Origin of the sequence: Burkholderia sp. RF2-non_BP3 (assembly GCF_001522185.1) — a bacterium.
Taxonomy (GTDB): domain Bacteria; phylum Pseudomonadota; class Gammaproteobacteria; order Burkholderiales; family Burkholderiaceae; genus Burkholderia; species Burkholderia diffusa.
Map to the genome: position 1 here is coordinate 165,214 of NZ_LOSU01000017.1, position 16,161 is coordinate 181,374.

A 16,161-nucleotide genomic window follows, 5' to 3' on the forward strand; every position below is an offset into this window, starting at 1 on the left:
CCTGAAGGCCGTCCGCCGCGGCATGCCGTCGCGGCCTTTCGGTGCGCGAACGCACGGAGGCGCCCGTGTTTAAGCTCGGCCTAAGACACCTGCGCTTATCATGGGAACCCCGGGCGCCACGCCCGCCAACGGACACGAATCCATGCGCGTATTGCTCGTCGAGGACGATCCGCTGATCGGCAGCGGGCTCGAACAGGGCCTCAAACAGGAAGGCTTCGCAGTCGACTGGGTCAAGGACGGCGACGCCGCGACGCTCGCGCTGCGCTCCACCAGCTACGGCCTGCTGCTGCTCGACCTCGGGCTGCCGAACCGCGACGGCCTGTCGGTGCTCGCGTCGCTGCGCCGCCGCGACGAAACCCTGCCGGCGATCATCATCACCGCGCGCGACGGCGTGCCGGATCGCATCGCCGGCCTCGACAGCGGCGCCGACGACTACCTCGTCAAGCCGTTCGTGCTCGAGGAACTGCTCGCGCGCATTCGCGCGGTCAACCGCCGCCACGCGGGGCGCGCGCAGACGACGCTCGCGATCGGCCCGCTGCGTCTCGATCCCGTCAAGCATCTGGTCTGGCTCAACGACGACGAAGTCACGCTGTCGCCGAAGGAATTCGTGCTGCTGCACGAACTGATGCGCGACCCCGGCGCGGTGATTTCGCGCGAGCAGTTCGAGGAACGGCTGTACAGCTGGGGCGAGGAAATCGAAAGCAACGCGGTGCAGGTGCACATCCACAACCTGCGCAAGAAACTCGGCCACGACATGATCCGCACGGTGCGCGGCGTCGGCTACCGGATCGGTGACGGCGCATGACGCATCTGCAACACGCGATCGCGCGCTGGCGCAGCGCATCGCTGCGGCGGCGCCTGTTGATGTGGCTGCTGCCGGCTGCGTGCGTAATCGGGCTGGTCGCGAGCGCGGGCACCTACTGGGGCGCGCTGCGCGAGCTCGACGATCTCCTCGACGATCAAATGCGCAGCATGTCGAAGCAAATCGTCGTCGGTCCGAACGGCGAACTGTCGTTCCGCGATCACGGCGAAGGCAAGCACGACTTCGAGGCCAGCGATCCCGACGCCGTGCTGCTGCAGGTCTGGCGCAACGGCACGCTGGTTTACTCGACCGATCGCAAGTCCGCGCTGCCGCCGCCCGCGCAGACGGGCATCGGCAGCGTCGACGTCGGCGGCCAGCCGTGGCGCACCTACGTGACCGAACGCGGCGGCACGACGATCCGCCTCGCACAGGCGCGCCACGCGCGCTGGGAAGCGATCGCGGGCATCGCGGTGCACCTGCTGTGGCCGGTGTTCTCGATGCTGCCGGTGCTCGCGATCGGGCTGTGGTTCGGTATCGGCGCGGGGCTTCGGCCGCTGCGCACGATCGCATCCGGCCTGAAGCGCAGGAATGCGAACAATCTCGAACCGGTCGACATCGCGTCGATGCCGAACGAAGTCCGCCCGCTCGCCGAAGCGATCAATGATCTGCTCGCGCGGCTCGACCGCTCGTTCACGCTGCAGCGGCACTTCATCGCCGATGCCGCGCACGAGTTGCGCACGCCGATCATGGGGCTGTCGATCCAGTCGCAGTTGCTGCGGCGCGCGTCGACGGCCGACGAACGCGAGCAGATCCTCGCGCAGATCCAGGCCGGCACGACGCGCCTCGGCCACCTCGCCGAACAGCTGCTGACGCTCGCGCGCCTCGAACCCGACGCGCAGGCGTCCGCCGCGGCCTCCGCGCCCGTCGATCTCGCCGCGCTGTGCCGCTCGGTGGTCGCCGACCGCACGCGCGTCGCGGATGCGCACCATATCGACCTCGGCGCGATCGTGTCGTCGCCGGTGATGGCCGCGGGCAACATGGACACGTTGCGCGTGCTGCTGAACAACCTCGTCGACAACGCGATCCGCTACGCGGGCAACGGTGCGCGCGTCGACGTGTCCGCGCGCCTCGACGGCGCGACGCCCGTGCTCGAAGTCGCCGACGACGGCCCCGGTATTCCGGAAGCCGAACGCACGGACGTATGGGAGCGCTTCTATCGCGGCGAAGGCGCGCAGGCGGCCACGTCGTCGGGCAGCGGGCTCGGCCTGTCGATCGTCAAGCGGATCGCCGAACAGCATCGCGCGACGGTCGCGCTCGGCACGACGCAAGGCGGGCGCGGGCTGACCGTGACGGTGCGTTTTCCCGCGCCGGCCTGACGCTCGCCCGATGGCCGGCTTTTCTTTTCCACAGATTGTGTTGGCAAGCTTGTGGACAACCGGCCGCTAACGACGGCAAGCGATTGATCCGAAAGGGTTTGGCGGTCGTGCGCAGCGAATGCGCCAAACCGCGCCGGACACGCGCACGTCTCGACGCGACATCGCGTACCGATCCCCCTCTCCTGCCAAACGCGGATTTCCTGGCCGTGTCGAACGACGACGCCGAGTTCATCAAACGGCGACCCGGATTCATTTCGACCCGGCTTCATCGCGCGATCGCCACGCGGACTTCTCCACAGAAAATGTTGGCAAGCTTGTGGATATCCTGCGCACCGCGACGCTAAGCCCTTGATCCGACGGACTTTGGCACGCGTGATGCAGACGCGGCGCGCGCCGCGCCGTCATACGCGCCGGTTCGCCGCACTTCGCATCACGATGCCACGTCGATGTGCGTTCCGATGTGCATTCCAATATGCGTTCGATATGCGACGCGATCGTCGCGCCACTTACCCACAGATTTTGTTGGCAAGCTTGTGGATATCCTGCGCACGCATCGCCTAACCCGTTGATCGGCCAACGATTCATGCGCCGCGCCACCGTTGCGGCAACGCGCGGTCCGCTCACGCGCGCGATCGGACGATCCGGCGCAACCGCGGCACCCCGAACGCAGCTTGACGTTCATGCACGCGACGCGTCAGGATCACACGAGCCGCACGCGGCCGCGCATCGCGCGACTGCACGCGCGGCGCCACGTGCGGGCCCTTCGGCCCGCATCGGACAACGACACATCATCCGAGGAAGACCATGGAACACTTCACCGCAGGGCAGTTGATCGTCTCGCTCGTGCTCGTCGCGATCGTCGTCTATCCGTATGTCCGAATCGTTCGGCGTACCGGACATTCAGGCTGGTGGATCCTGACGATGTTCATCCCGGTCCTGAACTTCATCATGTTGTGGGTGTTCGCGTTCGCGCGCTGGCCGTCGGTCGACGATCGGCATGGCTGAACATCGAGCGGGCTTGTCCACAGATTGTGTTGGCAAGCTTGTGGATAGCCTGCGCATACCGCGATCAAGCGCTTGATCCGAAAGGTTTTGTCCACGCCGCTTCGAATCGTGCAGGCAGGCCCGCGGCATACCGACGACGCGCCCGCCGCGCGCCGAACGCGACCGCTCGCGGGCTTGTCCACAATTTTTGTTGGCAAGGATGTGGATATCCTGAGCATGCGTGACCTAAGTCGTTGATCGCACAACGTTTCGACCTGCCGGTCACGACCGCGGCACGGCGTGCCTCCATCGCTTCGCCCATCCGTCGATGAACGCACGCCGCGCCACGCGCTCAGGCGAACGTCGCGACCGCGATGCGCGCGGCGGCGGCGATCACGTCGTCCTTCGCCTTCGCATCGGCACGCGCCTGCGTGTAGTACACGACGAGCACGATCGGCGCGCGCGACGGCGGCCAGATCACTCCTGCATCGTTCGTCGTCCCGTAGTCGCCGGTGCCGGTCTTGTCGGCCACCTGCCACCCGGCCGGCACGCCCGCGCGAATCCGCTTGTCGCCGACCTTGTTGCCGCGCAGCCACGCGATGAGCCGCGCACGCTGCACGGGCGGCAGCGCGTCGCCGAGCGTGAGCACGCGCATGCTCGCGGCCATCGCGGCGGGCGTCGTCGTGTCGCGCGGGTCGCCCGGCAACGCGGTGTTCAGTTCGGTCTCCCAGCGATCGAGCCGGAACGCGTCGTCGCCGATCGAGCGTGCATATGCGGTCACCGCCTCCGGCCCGCCGATCAGCTTCATCGCCAGGTTCGCGGCCGAGTTGTCGCTGTACTGGATCGCCGCCTCGCACAACTCGGCGACGGTCATCCCCGTGCCGACGTGCTTGCCCGACACCGGCGAGTAGTTCACGAGATCGGACTGCGCGATCGTCACGCGCTGCTGCAGCAGCCCCGGGTGCTCGACGCTCTGCGCGAGCACCGCCGCGCTCAGCATCGCCTTGAACGTGCTGCAGAACGGGAAGCGCTCGTCCGCGCGATGCAGCGCGTGCAGGCCGCTCGCGGTGTCGATCGCGCACACGCCGAGACGGCCGCCCGCCGCGCGCTCGAGCGCGGCAAACGACGTCGCGGACGAAACGTCCCGCCCCGCGGCCGGCGGCGACGCGCACGCGGCGACGGTCAGGACGAGCGGCGCCGTCGCGGCGGCCAGCAACAGGGTTCGACGTTGCGATGAGTAGGTCATGTCGTGTCTCTCGTGGTGGAATGAATGCGGAACGGCCGGCCGCCGAGACAGCACTATCGTGACTTTACGGTTGCCTGACAAGCAACGATAATTGAGCGCTGCCACAAGAAATTCTTATGACCAAGCTCCGCCCTCATCTTCCGCTGAATGCCTTGCGCGCGTTCGAATCGTCGGCGCGCCACCTGAACTTCACGCGCGCCGGCCTCGAGCTGAGCGTGACCCAGGCCGCCGTCAGCCAGCAGGTGCGCTCGCTCGAGGAGCGGCTCGGCTGCGCGCTGTTCACCCGGCTGCCGCGCGGCCTCGGGCTCACCGACGAAGGGCGCGCGCTGCTGCCGGTGCTCAGCGACGCATTCAGCCGGATCGAGACCGTGCTCAAGCAGTTCGAGGGCGGGCGCTTCCACGAGGTGCTGACGCTCGGCGCGGTCGGCACCTTTGCCCTAGGCTGGCTAATGCCACGGCTGAAGCGCTTCGGCGACACGCACCCGTTCGTCGAGCTGCGGCTGCGGACCAACAACAACGTCGTCGACCTCGCGGCCGAGGGCCTCGATTTCGCGATCCGCTTCGGGGAAGGCAACTGGCCGGCGACGCGCAACGAGCGGCTGCTCGACGCACCGCTCACCGCGCTGTGCGCGCCGGAGATCGCGCGGCGCCTCGCACGGCCGGCCGATCTCGCGAACGAAACGTTGCTGCGCTCGTACCGCACCGACGAATGGCTCGGCTGGTTCGACGCCGCGCAGCTCGAACCGTGGTCGGTGAACGGGCCCGTGTTCGATTCGTCGCGGCTGATGGTCGAGGCCGCGATGCAGGGCGCGGGCATCGCGCTCGCGCCGGCCTGCATGTTCGCGCGCGAACTTCAGCTCGGCCAGCTCGCGCGGCCGCTCGACATCGACGTGCGCGCGGGCGGCTACTGGCTCACGTCGCTGAAGTCGAAACCGCTCACGCCGGCGATGACGCTGTTTCGCGACTGGATCGTTGCAGAAGCGGCCGACGCGGCGCCGGTCGCATGATGGCGCCGTGCTTGTCCACAGATTGTGTTGGCAAGGATGTGGATATCCTGGGTATCCGGGGCCTAACCCGTTGATCGTGCACGAATTACCGCGCCGATGCACGCATCGGGCAGCCCGTGCGCAAAGGCGCGAGCCTGCCGGCCGCCGCTCGCCCGATCCTCAACCATCAGGAAGCAATCACGTCGGACTTATCCACAGATTTTGTTGGCAAGCCTGTGGATATTCCACCAATGTGACGCGTAACATCCTGATACAAAAGGGGATTCAGTAGATCGGGTCAGACAGGTCAATGACGCGGCATCGTTTGCGGCCTCGAGGCCTGCACCACGCAGCCGGTTTTGGGGGCCGGACGGTTCTCCACAGATTGTGTTGGCAAGCTTGTGGATATCCTGCGCACCGGCGGGCTAACTCGTTGAGCGCACGGGGTTTTGTGCGCGCCGCGCAGAATTGGGCAGCACCGGCGCGGGCCGTGTGGCCGACGCCCGCGCTGCCGGTTCGTCAATGCCGGTCGAGCCCGCCGCGCAAATCACGCGCCTTGTCGCGCAGCGCCTCGTATCCGGAACGCGCATGTTCGGGCAGGTCGGGATCGCCGATCAGCGCGCCGAGCGTCTCGATCAGGCTGAACAGGATGCCCTTCGCCGCGCCAGCCGCGATGCTCTGCGACTCGATCGACTTGTGCAGGTGGTCGACCGCCGCTTCCAGATTCTCGAGCTTGTGCTCGCCGTCGTCGGGCCGATTGTCGGTCGTCATCGTAGGTGCCTCCGCCATCGTTCAAGGGTCATGTCACGATTCTATGCCGCTGCGCGCGGACGTGGCGCGACATCGCGCAACGTCCGTGCAGGCCGCTGCACGACTACAGCACCGCGACCACCTTCACCCGCCCCGGCTGCGCCGCCGCCGCGACCACCTGACCATCGACGCGCCGGAACGTCAGCGATACGGTTTCGTCGCCGACCCGCAGTTCGTCGATGCGCAGCCAGTCGACGCCTTCGGGCAGCGCCGGGCGCTCGACGCGCACTTCGTGGCGCGCCGCGTCCACGCTCACGCCGAGACAGGCCTGCAGCATCATGAACGGCGCACCGGCCGCCCACGCCTGCGGCAGGCACGCGACCGGATAAGCCGTCGGCGGCTCGCCGCGCCGGCGCGGGAACCCGCAGAACAGCTCCGGCAGCCGCATCTCGAAGCTGACCGCGGCTTCGAACAGCGCGCGCAGCAGGTTCACCGCGGCCGTCTTGTCGCCGTAGCGCGCAAGCCCGCGCGCGATCAGTGCATTGTCGTGCGGCCACACCGAACCGTTGTGATAGGCCATCGGATTGAAGCGCGGCTGGCCGGCCGCGAGCGTGCGAATGCCCCAACCCGTCTGGAACAGCGTCGAGCCGAGCACGCCGGCGACCGCCGCGCCGCGCTCGGCGTCGGGCAGCCCGAACGCGAGCAGATGGCCCGCGTTCGACGCCAGCACGCGGCACAGGTCGCCGTGACCGTCGAGCGCGATCCCGTAGAACTCGCCCTCCGGCATCCAGAACAGCGCGTCGACCTGGTCGCGCAGCGCCTTCGCGCGCAACGCATAGCGCGTCGCGTCGGCCGCGTGGCCACGCCGGTGCGAGCACATCGACATCGCATCGAGCGCCGCGCACGCATACGCCTGCACTTCGACCAGCGCGATCGGGCCGTCGGGGAAGCGCCCGTCCGCGTGGAACACCGAATCGTGGCTGTCCTTCCAGCCCTGGTTCGCGAGGCCGCGCTCCGACGTGCGCTGGTAATCGAGCAGCCCGTACGGATTGCGGTCGCACTTGTCGATCACCCACTGCGCGGCGCGCTCGAGCGCGGGCCACAGCTCGTCGATCAGCGCGTCGTCGCCGGTGTGTTCGACGTACGCGCCCGCGAGCACGATGAACAGCGGGGTCGTGTCGACGCCGCCGTAATACAGCGCGAACGGCACCTCGCCCGTCGCGGCCATCTCGCTGCGGCGGAACTCGTGCATGATCTTGCCGGGCTCCGCGTCGCGGAACGCGGACGTCTCGCGCGCCTGGTGCTCCGCGAGAAAGCGCAGCACGCCGCGCGCGAGCGACGGCTGCAGCCACAGCATCTGCAGCGACGTGATCACCGCGTCGCGGCCGAACGGCGTCGAGAACCACGGAATGCCCGCATACGGATACGGCCCGGTGTCGAGCTGCGTCGTGAGCAGCCCGAGATCCGCGAGCGACCGGTCGAGCCATGCGTCGAACAGCGGATTGCCGGTGTTCACGCGCGCCATCGACTCGCGCCGCGAACGCATCTCGCGATGCACGCCGACGAGCGCGGTGCGCAGCGCGACGCGGCCGCATCCCGGGCCTTCCCCGTCGTGCGCGGGGCCGAGCGTCGCGTCGACGGTCAGGTAGATCGACACGCACGCCTGCGCGGCGATCGTCAGCGTGTAATCGGCGCGATCGACCGACAGCGCGTCGGGCGCCGGCGAGAAATGCACGGTCACGTTGCGCTCGACCTTGTCGAGGCCGTCGTAGCGCAGCCGCACCGCCCCGGCGTCGACGCACGGCGCGACCACCGTGCCGCGTTTCGGGCGCGGCGTGCCGCGCACTTCGAACATGTCCTTGAAATCGGCCGCGAACGACAGCGACAGCGGCACCTCGGCCTCGCTCGCGCCGTAGTTCGTCAGCGTCAGCGCCTCGTACAGCACGTCGCCCGCGAGCACGCGCATCCGTTCGATGTGGATCACGCCCTCGGGCGTCTCGCGGCCGCCGAGCGGCGGCAGCGGGCGGTTCGTCAGGTGCGCGGTGAACGACGCGTTGTCCGCGCTCGTCGCGCCCGACAGCAGCGACGGCGCGCGGCCGCCGAAGGTCAGGCGCCATGTCGACAGCACGCGCATGTCGTCGACGAACAGGCCGTCGTCATGGCCGCCGATGTCGCCGAGCGCGTCGCTGACGACGAACGCGTCACCGGATTTCAATACGTACTGGTTGTTGCGTGCGAGTGCCTGCGGATCGGCTTCGGGGGCGATGAACGCGGCGCCCGTCGCCTGGGTCGGGGGAACCGGCGCGACTTGCGGCGCCTGCGTCGTGGTGGCTTCGGCGTGATTCGGCATCGATGCTCCTGTGTCGAGGCGCAACGCGCGGTGCGCGTCGCGTGTTTCGCACAGGATAGGCCAGAACGGGGGCCGCGCGCAGCGACGAAAAAGACGCGACCCCCACGGCGTTGCCGTCGCCGCGCGGGGTCGCGCACAGGCACATCAGGCGGCGCTCAGAATTTCCACAGGATGTTGCCGAGCACCGCGTTGTCACGCACGCCGCTGCCGTACTGGCCGCTGAACGTGAGGCCGAGCGTCAGGCGCTTCGTGATGGTCGCGTCGATACCCGCTTCGAGCACCGCGCTGTCGCGAGCAATCGGCACGCCCGACACCTGGAACGACGTACCGCCGTTCGCGAACGTGAACGCCGACGACGGCTGCACGTTGCCGAACGCGTGCCGCCAGCCGACCGTCCCGCGCGCGGTGAACGTGCCGCTCGCGATCGTGCCGAGCTGCGACGCGGCACGCACGCCGAGCGTCGAAAAACCGACGTGGGTCGTCTCGCCGCCGGCGCGCAGCGCGGCCGCGCCGCCGCTTTCCGTATAGCCGTCGGTATGCAGGTTCACGTAGGCAAGACCCGCGAACGGTTCGAGCGCGACCGGCCCGACCGGCAGCGCATAGCCGACTTCGCCGAACACTTGCGCGGAATGCGCGTTGTAGCCGGCCGAATCGTGATCGGAGAAGCCCGCGAAGCCCGGATTGCGGTCGCTGTTGATCCGGTACCACGTGTACGACGCGCCGCCGCGCACGCCGAGCGCACCGTACTGCGCGCCGCCGTACAGCGACAGGTAATAGCTGTTGACCGACGCCGACGAACTCTGGTCGTTGTCGAGCGAGCTGTGCGTGACGCCGGCGGCCAGGCCGGCACGCCACTTGTCGTTGAGCGCCATGTCGGCACCGGCGATGAAGCCCGTCATGCTGCGGTTGATCGCCGACGTGTTGCCGTCGCCCGCGAGCCTGCTGCGGCCGCCGAACGCCTGCCCCCAGACCACCGGCTGATACGGCGTGCCGCCATAGCATCCTTCGCGCGAACCGATCCGGCGTTCCGGCGGCAACGTCGGGTCGGCGACACCGGCCGTGTTGTCGCCGCACAGCGCAGCGCCGCCCGACGACAGCGCGGCAAGCGGCCCCGATCCGGGTGCGAGGCCCTGGCGCACGCGATCGGTGACGGCATCGCGCACGTAGCGGCTGTCGAGCAGCAGCATGCTCTTCAGGCTCGCCTGCAGTTCGCCGTCGAGCATCCCGTAGGCCCGGCGCGCGGTGGCCGCGTCGGTCGTCAGTATCGTGTCGTACAGCGGGTTGCCCGTACCGAGCGCACCGATCGCGGTCGCGACCGCGCGCTGGTTCGGCGTCGTCGCGACATCGGGCAGCGACGTGCCGTTCGTGACGAGCTGCAGGTACACGTGGTCCGGATCGTAGCTGAGCGTCGGCATCAGGAACGCGTAGTTCGAATTCACCTGGCTGAACGTGCCCTGCACGCCCGACGATGCGGTGAGGATCGTGTACTTCGTGGTCGGCTGGTAGCTGGCCTGGTTCGCGAGCACCTGCACGGTGCCGCCGTTCAGCGTGGCCGCGCCGCTCGCCGCGATGCTGCCGCCCTGCTGCGGCGTGACCGCGACCTGCAGCGTCGAGCCCGGCTGGAACGTGACGTTGCCGGCGACGTTCAGCGCCGCGCCCGGCTGCAACACGGCCGCGAACGCGCCGCTCTGCACGACGATGCCGCCGACCGTGCCGGTGCCCGTCAGCGTCGCGCCGCTCTGCACGGTCACGGTCGACTGGCCGAGCGAACCGTCGACGGCGAGCGTGCCCGCGGCGACGGTGGTGGGACCGCTCAGCGTACTGAGGCCCGTCAGCGTCAGTTGTCCGCTGCCGGCCTGGGTCAGCGAGCCGGTGCCGGACAGCACGCTCGCGAGCGTCACGTGGGCGGACTGGTTGAAGATCAGCGCGCCGTTGTCGACGACATTGCCGACCACGCTGCCCGACGTGCCGCCGTTGCCGAGCTGCAGCGTGCCGCCCGCCGCGATCGTCGTGCCGCCCGTGTACGTGTTCGCGCCCGTCAGCGTCTGGATGCCGGTGCCCGCGACCGTCAGCCCGCCGGTCCCGCCGATCACCCCGCCGAACACGCCGCTGGCGGTTCCGCCCAGCGTCAGCGCGTTGCCGCCGAGGCTCACGTTGCTGCCGGCCACGCCCGACAGCGCGCCGAGCGTTTGCGCACCCGTCGCACCGCTCAGGTCGAGCGTCGCGCCCGCGTTCGCGAGATTCATCGCGCCGGTCGCGGCCAGGCTGCCGCCCGCGCCGATCGCCAGCGTGCCCGCGTTGATCGTCGTGCCGCCGGTGTACGTGTTCGCGCCCGTCAGCGTCGTGGTCGCCGCGCCGTCCTTCACGAGCGCGCCCGCGCCGGAGATCGCGCCGCTCAATCCGAGTGCGTTGCTGCCGCCGAGCGTCAGCGTCGCCCCCGTGCCGAGATCGACTGCGTTGGTGATCGACAGGCTCGCGTTCGTATCGAGCGTCGCCGCGCCGCCGACGTTCAGCGCGCCGGTGCCGAGTGCCGCGGCGTTGCCGAGCACCAGGCCGCCGCTATTGAGGTTCGTGCCGCCCGAATAGGTGCTCGCGCCGTTCAGCATCTGCGTGCCGGTGCCGGCCAGCGTCAGGCTGCCGGTGCCGCCGATCGCCCCGTTGAACGTGCCGCTGCCCGTCCCGCCCAGCGTCAGCGCGTTGGCGCCGATATTCACGTTGCTGCCGGCCACGCCCGACAGCGCGCCGAGCGTTTGCGCGCCCGTCGCACCGCTCAGGTCAAGCGTCGCGCCCGCGTTCGCGAGATTCATCGCGCCGGTCGCGGCCAGGCTGCCGCCCGCGCCGATCGCCAGCGTGCCCGCGTTGATCGTCGTGCCGCCCGTGTAGGTGTTCGCGCCCGTCAGCGTCGTGGTCGCCGCGCCGTCCTTCACGAGCGCGCCCGCGCCGGAGATCGCGCCGCTCAATCCGAGCGCGTTGCTGCCGCCGAGCGTCAGCGTCGCGCCCGTGCCGAGATCGACTGCGTTGGTGATCGACAGGCTCGCGTTCGTATCGAGCGTCGCCGCGCCGCCAACGTTCAGCGCGCCGGTGCCGAGTGCCGCGGCGTTGCCGAGCACCAGGCCGCCGCTATTGAGGTTCGTGCCGCCCGAATAGGTGCTCGCGCCGTTCAGCGTCTGCGTGCCGGTGCCGGCCAGCGTCAGGCTGCCGGTCCCGCCGATCGCCCCGTTGAAGGTGCCGCCGGTCGTCCCGCCCAGCGTCAGCGTGTTGGCGCCGAGATTCACGTTGCTGCCGGCCACGCCGTCCAGCGCGCCGATCGACTGCGTGCCCGCGGTCGCACCGCTCAGGTCGAGCGTCGCGCCCGCGTTCGCCAGATTCATCGCGCCGGTCCCCGCCAGGCTGCCGCCCGCGCCGATCGCCAGCGTGCCTGCGTTGATCGTCGTGCCGCCCGTATACGTGTTCGCGCCCGTCAGCGTCACGGTCGCCGCGCCGTTCTTCACCAGCGCGCCCGTGCCGGAAATCCCGCCGCCCAGCCCGAGTGCATTGCTGCCGCCCAGCGTGAGCGCCGTGCTCGCGCCGAGATCGATCGCGTTGCCGATCGCCAGGTTCGTGGTCGCATCGAGCGTCGCCGCGCCGCCGACGGTCAACGTGCCGGTACCGAGGGCCGCGGCATTGCCGAGCGCGAGGACGCCCGCGTTCAGCGTCGTGCCGCCCGTGTAGTTGTTCGCACCGTTCAGCGTCAGCGTCGCCGCGCCGTTCTTCACGAGCCCGCCACCGCCGGAGATCGTGCCGCCGAGCCCGAGATCGGTGCTGCCGACCACGGTCAGCGTCGTGCCGGTGGCGACGTTGATGCCGTTCGCGAGCGACACGTTGGTGGTCGCATCGAGCGTCGACGAGCCGTTGACGTTCACCGCGCCCAAACCCAGCGCCGCGTTGCTGCCGACGACGAGGTTGCCGCCGTTCAGGTTCGTGCCGCCCGTATACGTGTTCGTGCCGGTCAGCGATTGCGTGCCGGGGCCGGATAGCGTCACGCTGCCCGCACCGCCGATCGTGCCCGCGTAGGTTGCGTTGACGGTGCCGTTGAGCGTCAGCGTGTTGGCGCCGAGGGTCACGTTCGTGCCGGCCGCGCCGGACAGCGCGCCGATCGTCCGCGCGCCCGACGCGCCGCCCAGGTCGAATGTCGCGCCCGCGCCGGTGAGGTTCACCGTGCCGGTCGCCGCGAGACTGCCCGCACCGCTCAGCGCAAGCGTGCCGCTGACGATCGTCGTGTCGCCCGTGTAGGTGTTCACGCCGCTCAGTGACAGCGTCGCCGCGCCGTTCTTCACCAGGCCGCCGTTTCCGCTGATCGTGCCGGACAGCCCGAGGTCGTTGCTGCCGCCGAGCGTCAGCGTCGCGCTGTTGTTGAGATTGACCGCATTGTTGAGCGTGACGCTCGCGCTCGTGTCGAGCGACGCCGCCGCATTGACGTTCAGCGCGCCCGTGCCGAGCGCCAGGTTGTTGCCGGCCACGAGGCCGCCGCCGTTCAGGTTCGTGCCGCCCGCATAGGTGTTGGCGCCCGACAGCGTCAGCGTGCCGCCGTCGTTCTTCGTCAGCGCGCCGCTGCCCGACACCGTGCCCGACAGCGTGAGCCCCGTCGCACCCTGCACCGTCAGCGCGGTGCCGAGCGCCACGTTGTTCGACACGTTGAGCCCCGCCGTGCCCGCCTGCAACGCACCGCCGTTGGCCGTGATCGTGCCCGTGCCAAGCGACGCGTTGTCGTTGATGATCGCGACGCCGCCCGCGAGCGTCGCGTCCTGCGCGGTCGACGGGCCGTTGATCGTCCAGTTGCCGCTCGTGACGTCGAGATGATTGAAGTTGATGTAATTGTTGACCGCGATCGTGCCGTTCGCGGAGGTGCCCTGCTGCAGGTTCAGCGTGTTGTTGCCGCCCGCGCCGCCGTCGACGATGCCCGTCGCCGCCACGTTGATCGTGTTCGGGCCGATCGTGATGTTGAACGCGCCGCCAGTGCCGCCCGCCGCGTTGACCGACGAGCCCGTCACCGCGTTGAACGTGTTGTTGCTGTTCGCGCCCATCGACACGCCGCCGTTGATCGTGCCCGAGTTCGTGAACGTGTTGCCCTGCCCGGGCGTGCCGTTGGTGCCGAGCGACACGCGGCCGTTGATCGTCCCGCTGTTCGTCATGTTGACCCTGCCGCCGCCGTACGCGGCGACCACGGGTGCATCCGCGCCGGACAGCGTCGCGCCGACCAGCGGATTCGAGCCGATCGTGCCGGTGTTGTTGATGGTCGACGTGCCGCCGGTGCCGTTCTGGACCGACAGCGCCATGCCGGTCACGCCGCTGATCGCCACCCCGGTCGAGCCGTTCATCGTGCCGTTGTTGGTGACGGTGGTGTTGCTCGCCGACGCATTGCCGACCACCGCCCCGCTCGACAGCACGCCGAGCCCCGAGCCGAGCGCGGACGGGTCGATCAAGCCGTTGTTGGTCAGCGTGTTGTTGTTCCCGGTCAGCGACATCGCGGTGCCGCCGACGCCCAGCAGCACGCCGACGCTCGCGCCGGGATTGACGGTGACGTTCAGGTTGTTCGCGCTGTTCGCATAGCTCGGCGCCAGCGGATTCGCGACGCCCGAGCAGGTTACCGTGGTGCCCGCCGTGCTGCAGGTCGCGTACGCTGGAACGATGCCCGCGCCGGACAATGCCAGGAAAACCCCCGTCGGCAACAGGAATCTCGGAAACGGCTCCCCGCTCTTCTTCGAATGCGCAATGTTCATGCTTCCCCTCATCATCGGCATGGATGCTGATCGGACCGGCGACAGCGGAAAATCCGGGACGCAAGCGTGCCCTCCGGCGGTCGCGGAACGACGTCGGTTTATTCGTGGATGAACTGCTGGTTAATCGATTCTCGTTTGCGAACGCAAAACTAACCGGATGCCATGATCGTGACCCCTCGTTTTTTTATGCAGCGACTTTCTGGTTGATTTGATTTCCGCCTGCTTTTGTCAGACTAGGCTATATCAAAAAAACACGGTTTTCCAGTCGATGTTTGGTTATCTGATCGAGGTCAATCGAATACGTATTTTTTACTTGGGAAAATGCGTGGAGCGACCAGCTTACGCAGGCTTCCCGGTCATTCCGGCAAAATCCGGGGCCAAGCTACCGACGCCGCGGAATCCGTGAAAACACCGATATTTCGCACTGAATCGCCGGCTGGATTTTCGCGGTGCGATATGAATGACGACAGCGGCAGCCGGCACACATTATCCGGATCCATTTCATTTGCTAATTGAAAGCACGGATTTTCAACGTCCCGCTAGGTACGTTCGAATCAGGCGCACGTGAAATCGCCGCTTTGAAATGAAAATGAAAGCCGTGAAATCGATCGATTCCCGGCCGGCATGCCGTGTTACGGCATGCTGGCGATTCGGGGTTCGAAAGACCGGCGAGGAACGCCGATGCACCGGCCCGGCCGGCGTCAATCCACCGGACACGTCGCGAGCCGCCCCATCGCCTCCCCCGCGCCGCGCACCGCGCAGGTGGCCGGCTCGTCGGCGATCCGCGCGGTCAGCCCGGTCTCGTCGCGCAGCAGGCGTTCGAGGCCCGCGAGCAGCGCGCCGCCGCCCGTGAGCACCACGCCGCGATGCGCGATGTCGGTCAGGAGTTCGGCCGGCGCATTCTCCAGCACCGACTTCACCGCGCCGATCACCTGCTTGAGCGGTGCGGCCAGCGCGTCCGCCACGTCGTGGTTGGACAGCTCGATCGAGCGCGGCAGGCCGTCCGCGACGCCGCGCCCGATCGCGCGCGTCGACGTGCGCGGCACCGCGCTGGTGGCCGAGCCGATCGAATTCTTCACGCGCTCGGCGGTCTGCTCGCCGAGCAGCACGCCGTACAGGTTGCGCACGTGGTTGACGATCGCCGCATCGAACTGGTTGCCGCCCACGCGGATCGCCTCGCGGTAGACGATGCCGCCGAGCGCGATCACCGCGACTTCGGTCGTCCCGCCGCCGATATCGATCACCATCGAGCCGACCGGCTCGGTGACCGGCAGGCCCGCGCCGAGCCCGGCGGCGAGCGCTTCCTCGATCAGTTCGACGTCCGATACACCGGCCGCGAACGCGGCCTCGCGGATCGCGCGGCGCTCGACCGCCGTCGCATCCGACGGCACGCACAACGTGACCTCGACGCGGCGGCCGAAACGCGAACGCGTGCGCGACATGTCGATGAAGCGGCGGATCATCTGCTCGGCGGCGTGCGCATCGGCGATCACGCCATGCCGCATGGGCCGCACGGCCTCCAGATGCCCCGGCTCACGGCCGAGCAGCGCCTTCGCGAGCTCGCCGACCGCTTCGAGCGTCGGTCGCGCGTCGGTCGCGCCGCCCTTGCGAAAGCAGACGACCGACGGCTGGTTCAGCACCACGCCGCGCTCGTGCGTATAAATCCGCGTACTCGCCGTTCCAGGGTCGATCGCAACGGGTTGCGCAAACAACTTTCCGAACAGCGGTGTCGACATATCAAGCCTTTTTTTTGAACAAACCGGCCGAAATGGCCAGGCCGCGTCCCCGCGGCGCGCTTTTACCGCCCCATCATGGACTTAGCGGCAAATCGTTCCGGTACTTTAGACAATTCCCATGATTTTTTCGCGACGAGATTGCCGAATGTGCGTTTCGGCAGGCCCGCGGCTA

Annotated in this window: 9 protein-coding genes; 4 read left to right on the forward strand and 5 right to left on the reverse strand. The window is 68.7% G+C overall.

The genetic code is table 11. The annotated features are described in order from the left end of the window. The first annotated feature begins 142 nt into the window (after positions 1-142). The 3 genes from WS45_RS07575 (at position 143) to WS45_RS07585 (ending at position 3,183) form a co-directional block, all read left to right on the forward strand. Positions 143-805 carry a response regulator gene (locus tag WS45_RS07575; protein WP_059699147.1) on the forward strand — a complete coding sequence of 221 codons (663 nt, stop codon included), beginning with the start codon at positions 143-145 and terminating at the stop codon, positions 803-805. After that, a complete protein-coding gene (locus WS45_RS07580; protein WP_059692106.1) occupies positions 802-2,178 on the forward strand; it encodes a sensor histidine kinase in 1,377 nt (458 codons plus the stop codon). Before WS45_RS07575 ends, WS45_RS07580 begins: the two co-directional genes overlap by 4 nt. Positions 2,179-2,982: 804 nt before the next feature. Beyond that, the gene (locus WS45_RS07585) at positions 2,983-3,183 is read left to right on the forward strand and encodes a DUF805 domain-containing protein (protein ID WP_059526917.1); all 201 of its coding nucleotides are present in this window, start codon (positions 2,983-2,985) and stop codon (positions 3,181-3,183) included. A gap of 331 nt (positions 3,184-3,514) precedes the next feature. Here the strand turns inward: WS45_RS07585 and blaPEN-bcc are convergent, their stop codons facing one another. After that, positions 3,515-4,408 (reverse strand): PEN family class A beta-lactamase, Bcc-type, encoded by an 894-nt coding sequence (gene blaPEN-bcc, locus WS45_RS07590; RefSeq protein WP_059699149.1) that lies wholly within the window; start codon positions 4,406-4,408, stop codon positions 3,515-3,517. A 116-nt stretch (positions 4,409-4,524) separates the two neighbouring features. On the opposite strand from blaPEN-bcc, the gene penR reads away from it, so the two are divergent. After that, the gene (gene penR / locus WS45_RS07595; protein ID WP_059699151.1) at positions 4,525-5,415 is read left to right on the forward strand and encodes a beta-lactamase transcriptional regulator PenR; all 891 of its coding nucleotides are present in this window, start codon (positions 4,525-4,527) and stop codon (positions 5,413-5,415) included. 498 nt (positions 5,416-5,913) lie between these two features. Here penR and WS45_RS07600 read toward each other — a convergent pair whose 3' ends face one another. The 4 genes from WS45_RS07600 to WS45_RS07615 form a co-directional block, all read right to left on the reverse strand. Beyond that, entirely contained in the window at positions 5,914-6,165 is a 252-nt protein-coding gene (locus tag WS45_RS07600) for a hypothetical protein (protein ID WP_059527240.1), read from the reverse strand. A gap of 103 nt (positions 6,166-6,268) precedes the next feature. Continuing rightward, on the reverse strand, positions 6,269-8,494 hold the full coding sequence (locus WS45_RS07605) for an amylo-alpha-1,6-glucosidase (protein WP_059699152.1): 2,226 nt from the start codon (positions 8,492-8,494) through the stop codon (positions 6,269-6,271). Positions 8,495-8,649: 155 nt separating this feature from the next. Next, positions 8,650-14,253 carry an autotransporter domain-containing protein gene (locus WS45_RS07610; RefSeq protein WP_059699153.1) on the reverse strand — a complete coding sequence of 1,868 codons (5,604 nt, stop codon included), beginning with the start codon at positions 14,251-14,253 and terminating at the stop codon, positions 8,650-8,652. A gap of 701 nt (positions 14,254-14,954) precedes the next feature. Next, entirely contained in the window at positions 14,955-15,989 is a 1,035-nt protein-coding gene (locus tag WS45_RS07615) for a rod shape-determining protein (protein ID WP_059526935.1), read from the reverse strand. Positions 15,990-16,161 lie beyond the last annotated feature (172 nt).

Bases quoted from the DNA above. Each gene is read 5' to 3' on its own strand.
- WS45_RS07575 (WP_059699147.1), top strand. From the start codon at position 143: ATGCGCGTATTGCTCGTCGAGGACGATCCGCTGATCGGCAGCGGGCTC.
- WS45_RS07580 (WP_059692106.1), top strand. From the start codon at position 802: ATGACGCATCTGCAACACGCGATCGCGCGCTGGCGCAGCGCATCGCTG.
- WS45_RS07585 (WP_059526917.1), top strand. From the start codon at position 2,983: ATGGAACACTTCACCGCAGGGCAGTTGATCGTCTCGCTCGTGCTCGTC.
- blaPEN-bcc (WP_059699149.1), bottom strand. From the start codon at position 4,408: ATGACCTACTCATCGCAACGTCGAACCCTGTTGCTGGCCGCCGCGACG.
- penR (WP_059699151.1), top strand. From the start codon at position 4,525: ATGACCAAGCTCCGCCCTCATCTTCCGCTGAATGCCTTGCGCGCGTTC.
- WS45_RS07600 (WP_059527240.1), bottom strand. From the start codon at position 6,165: ATGACGACCGACAATCGGCCCGACGACGGCGAGCACAAGCTCGAGAAT.
- WS45_RS07605 (WP_059699152.1), bottom strand. From the start codon at position 8,494: ATGCCGAATCACGCCGAAGCCACCACGACGCAGGCGCCGCAAGTCGCG.
- WS45_RS07610 (WP_059699153.1), bottom strand. From the start codon at position 14,253: ATGAACATTGCGCATTCGAAGAAGAGCGGGGAGCCGTTTCCGAGATTC.
- WS45_RS07615 (WP_059526935.1), bottom strand. From the start codon at position 15,989: ATGTCGACACCGCTGTTCGGAAAGTTGTTTGCGCAACCCGTTGCGATC.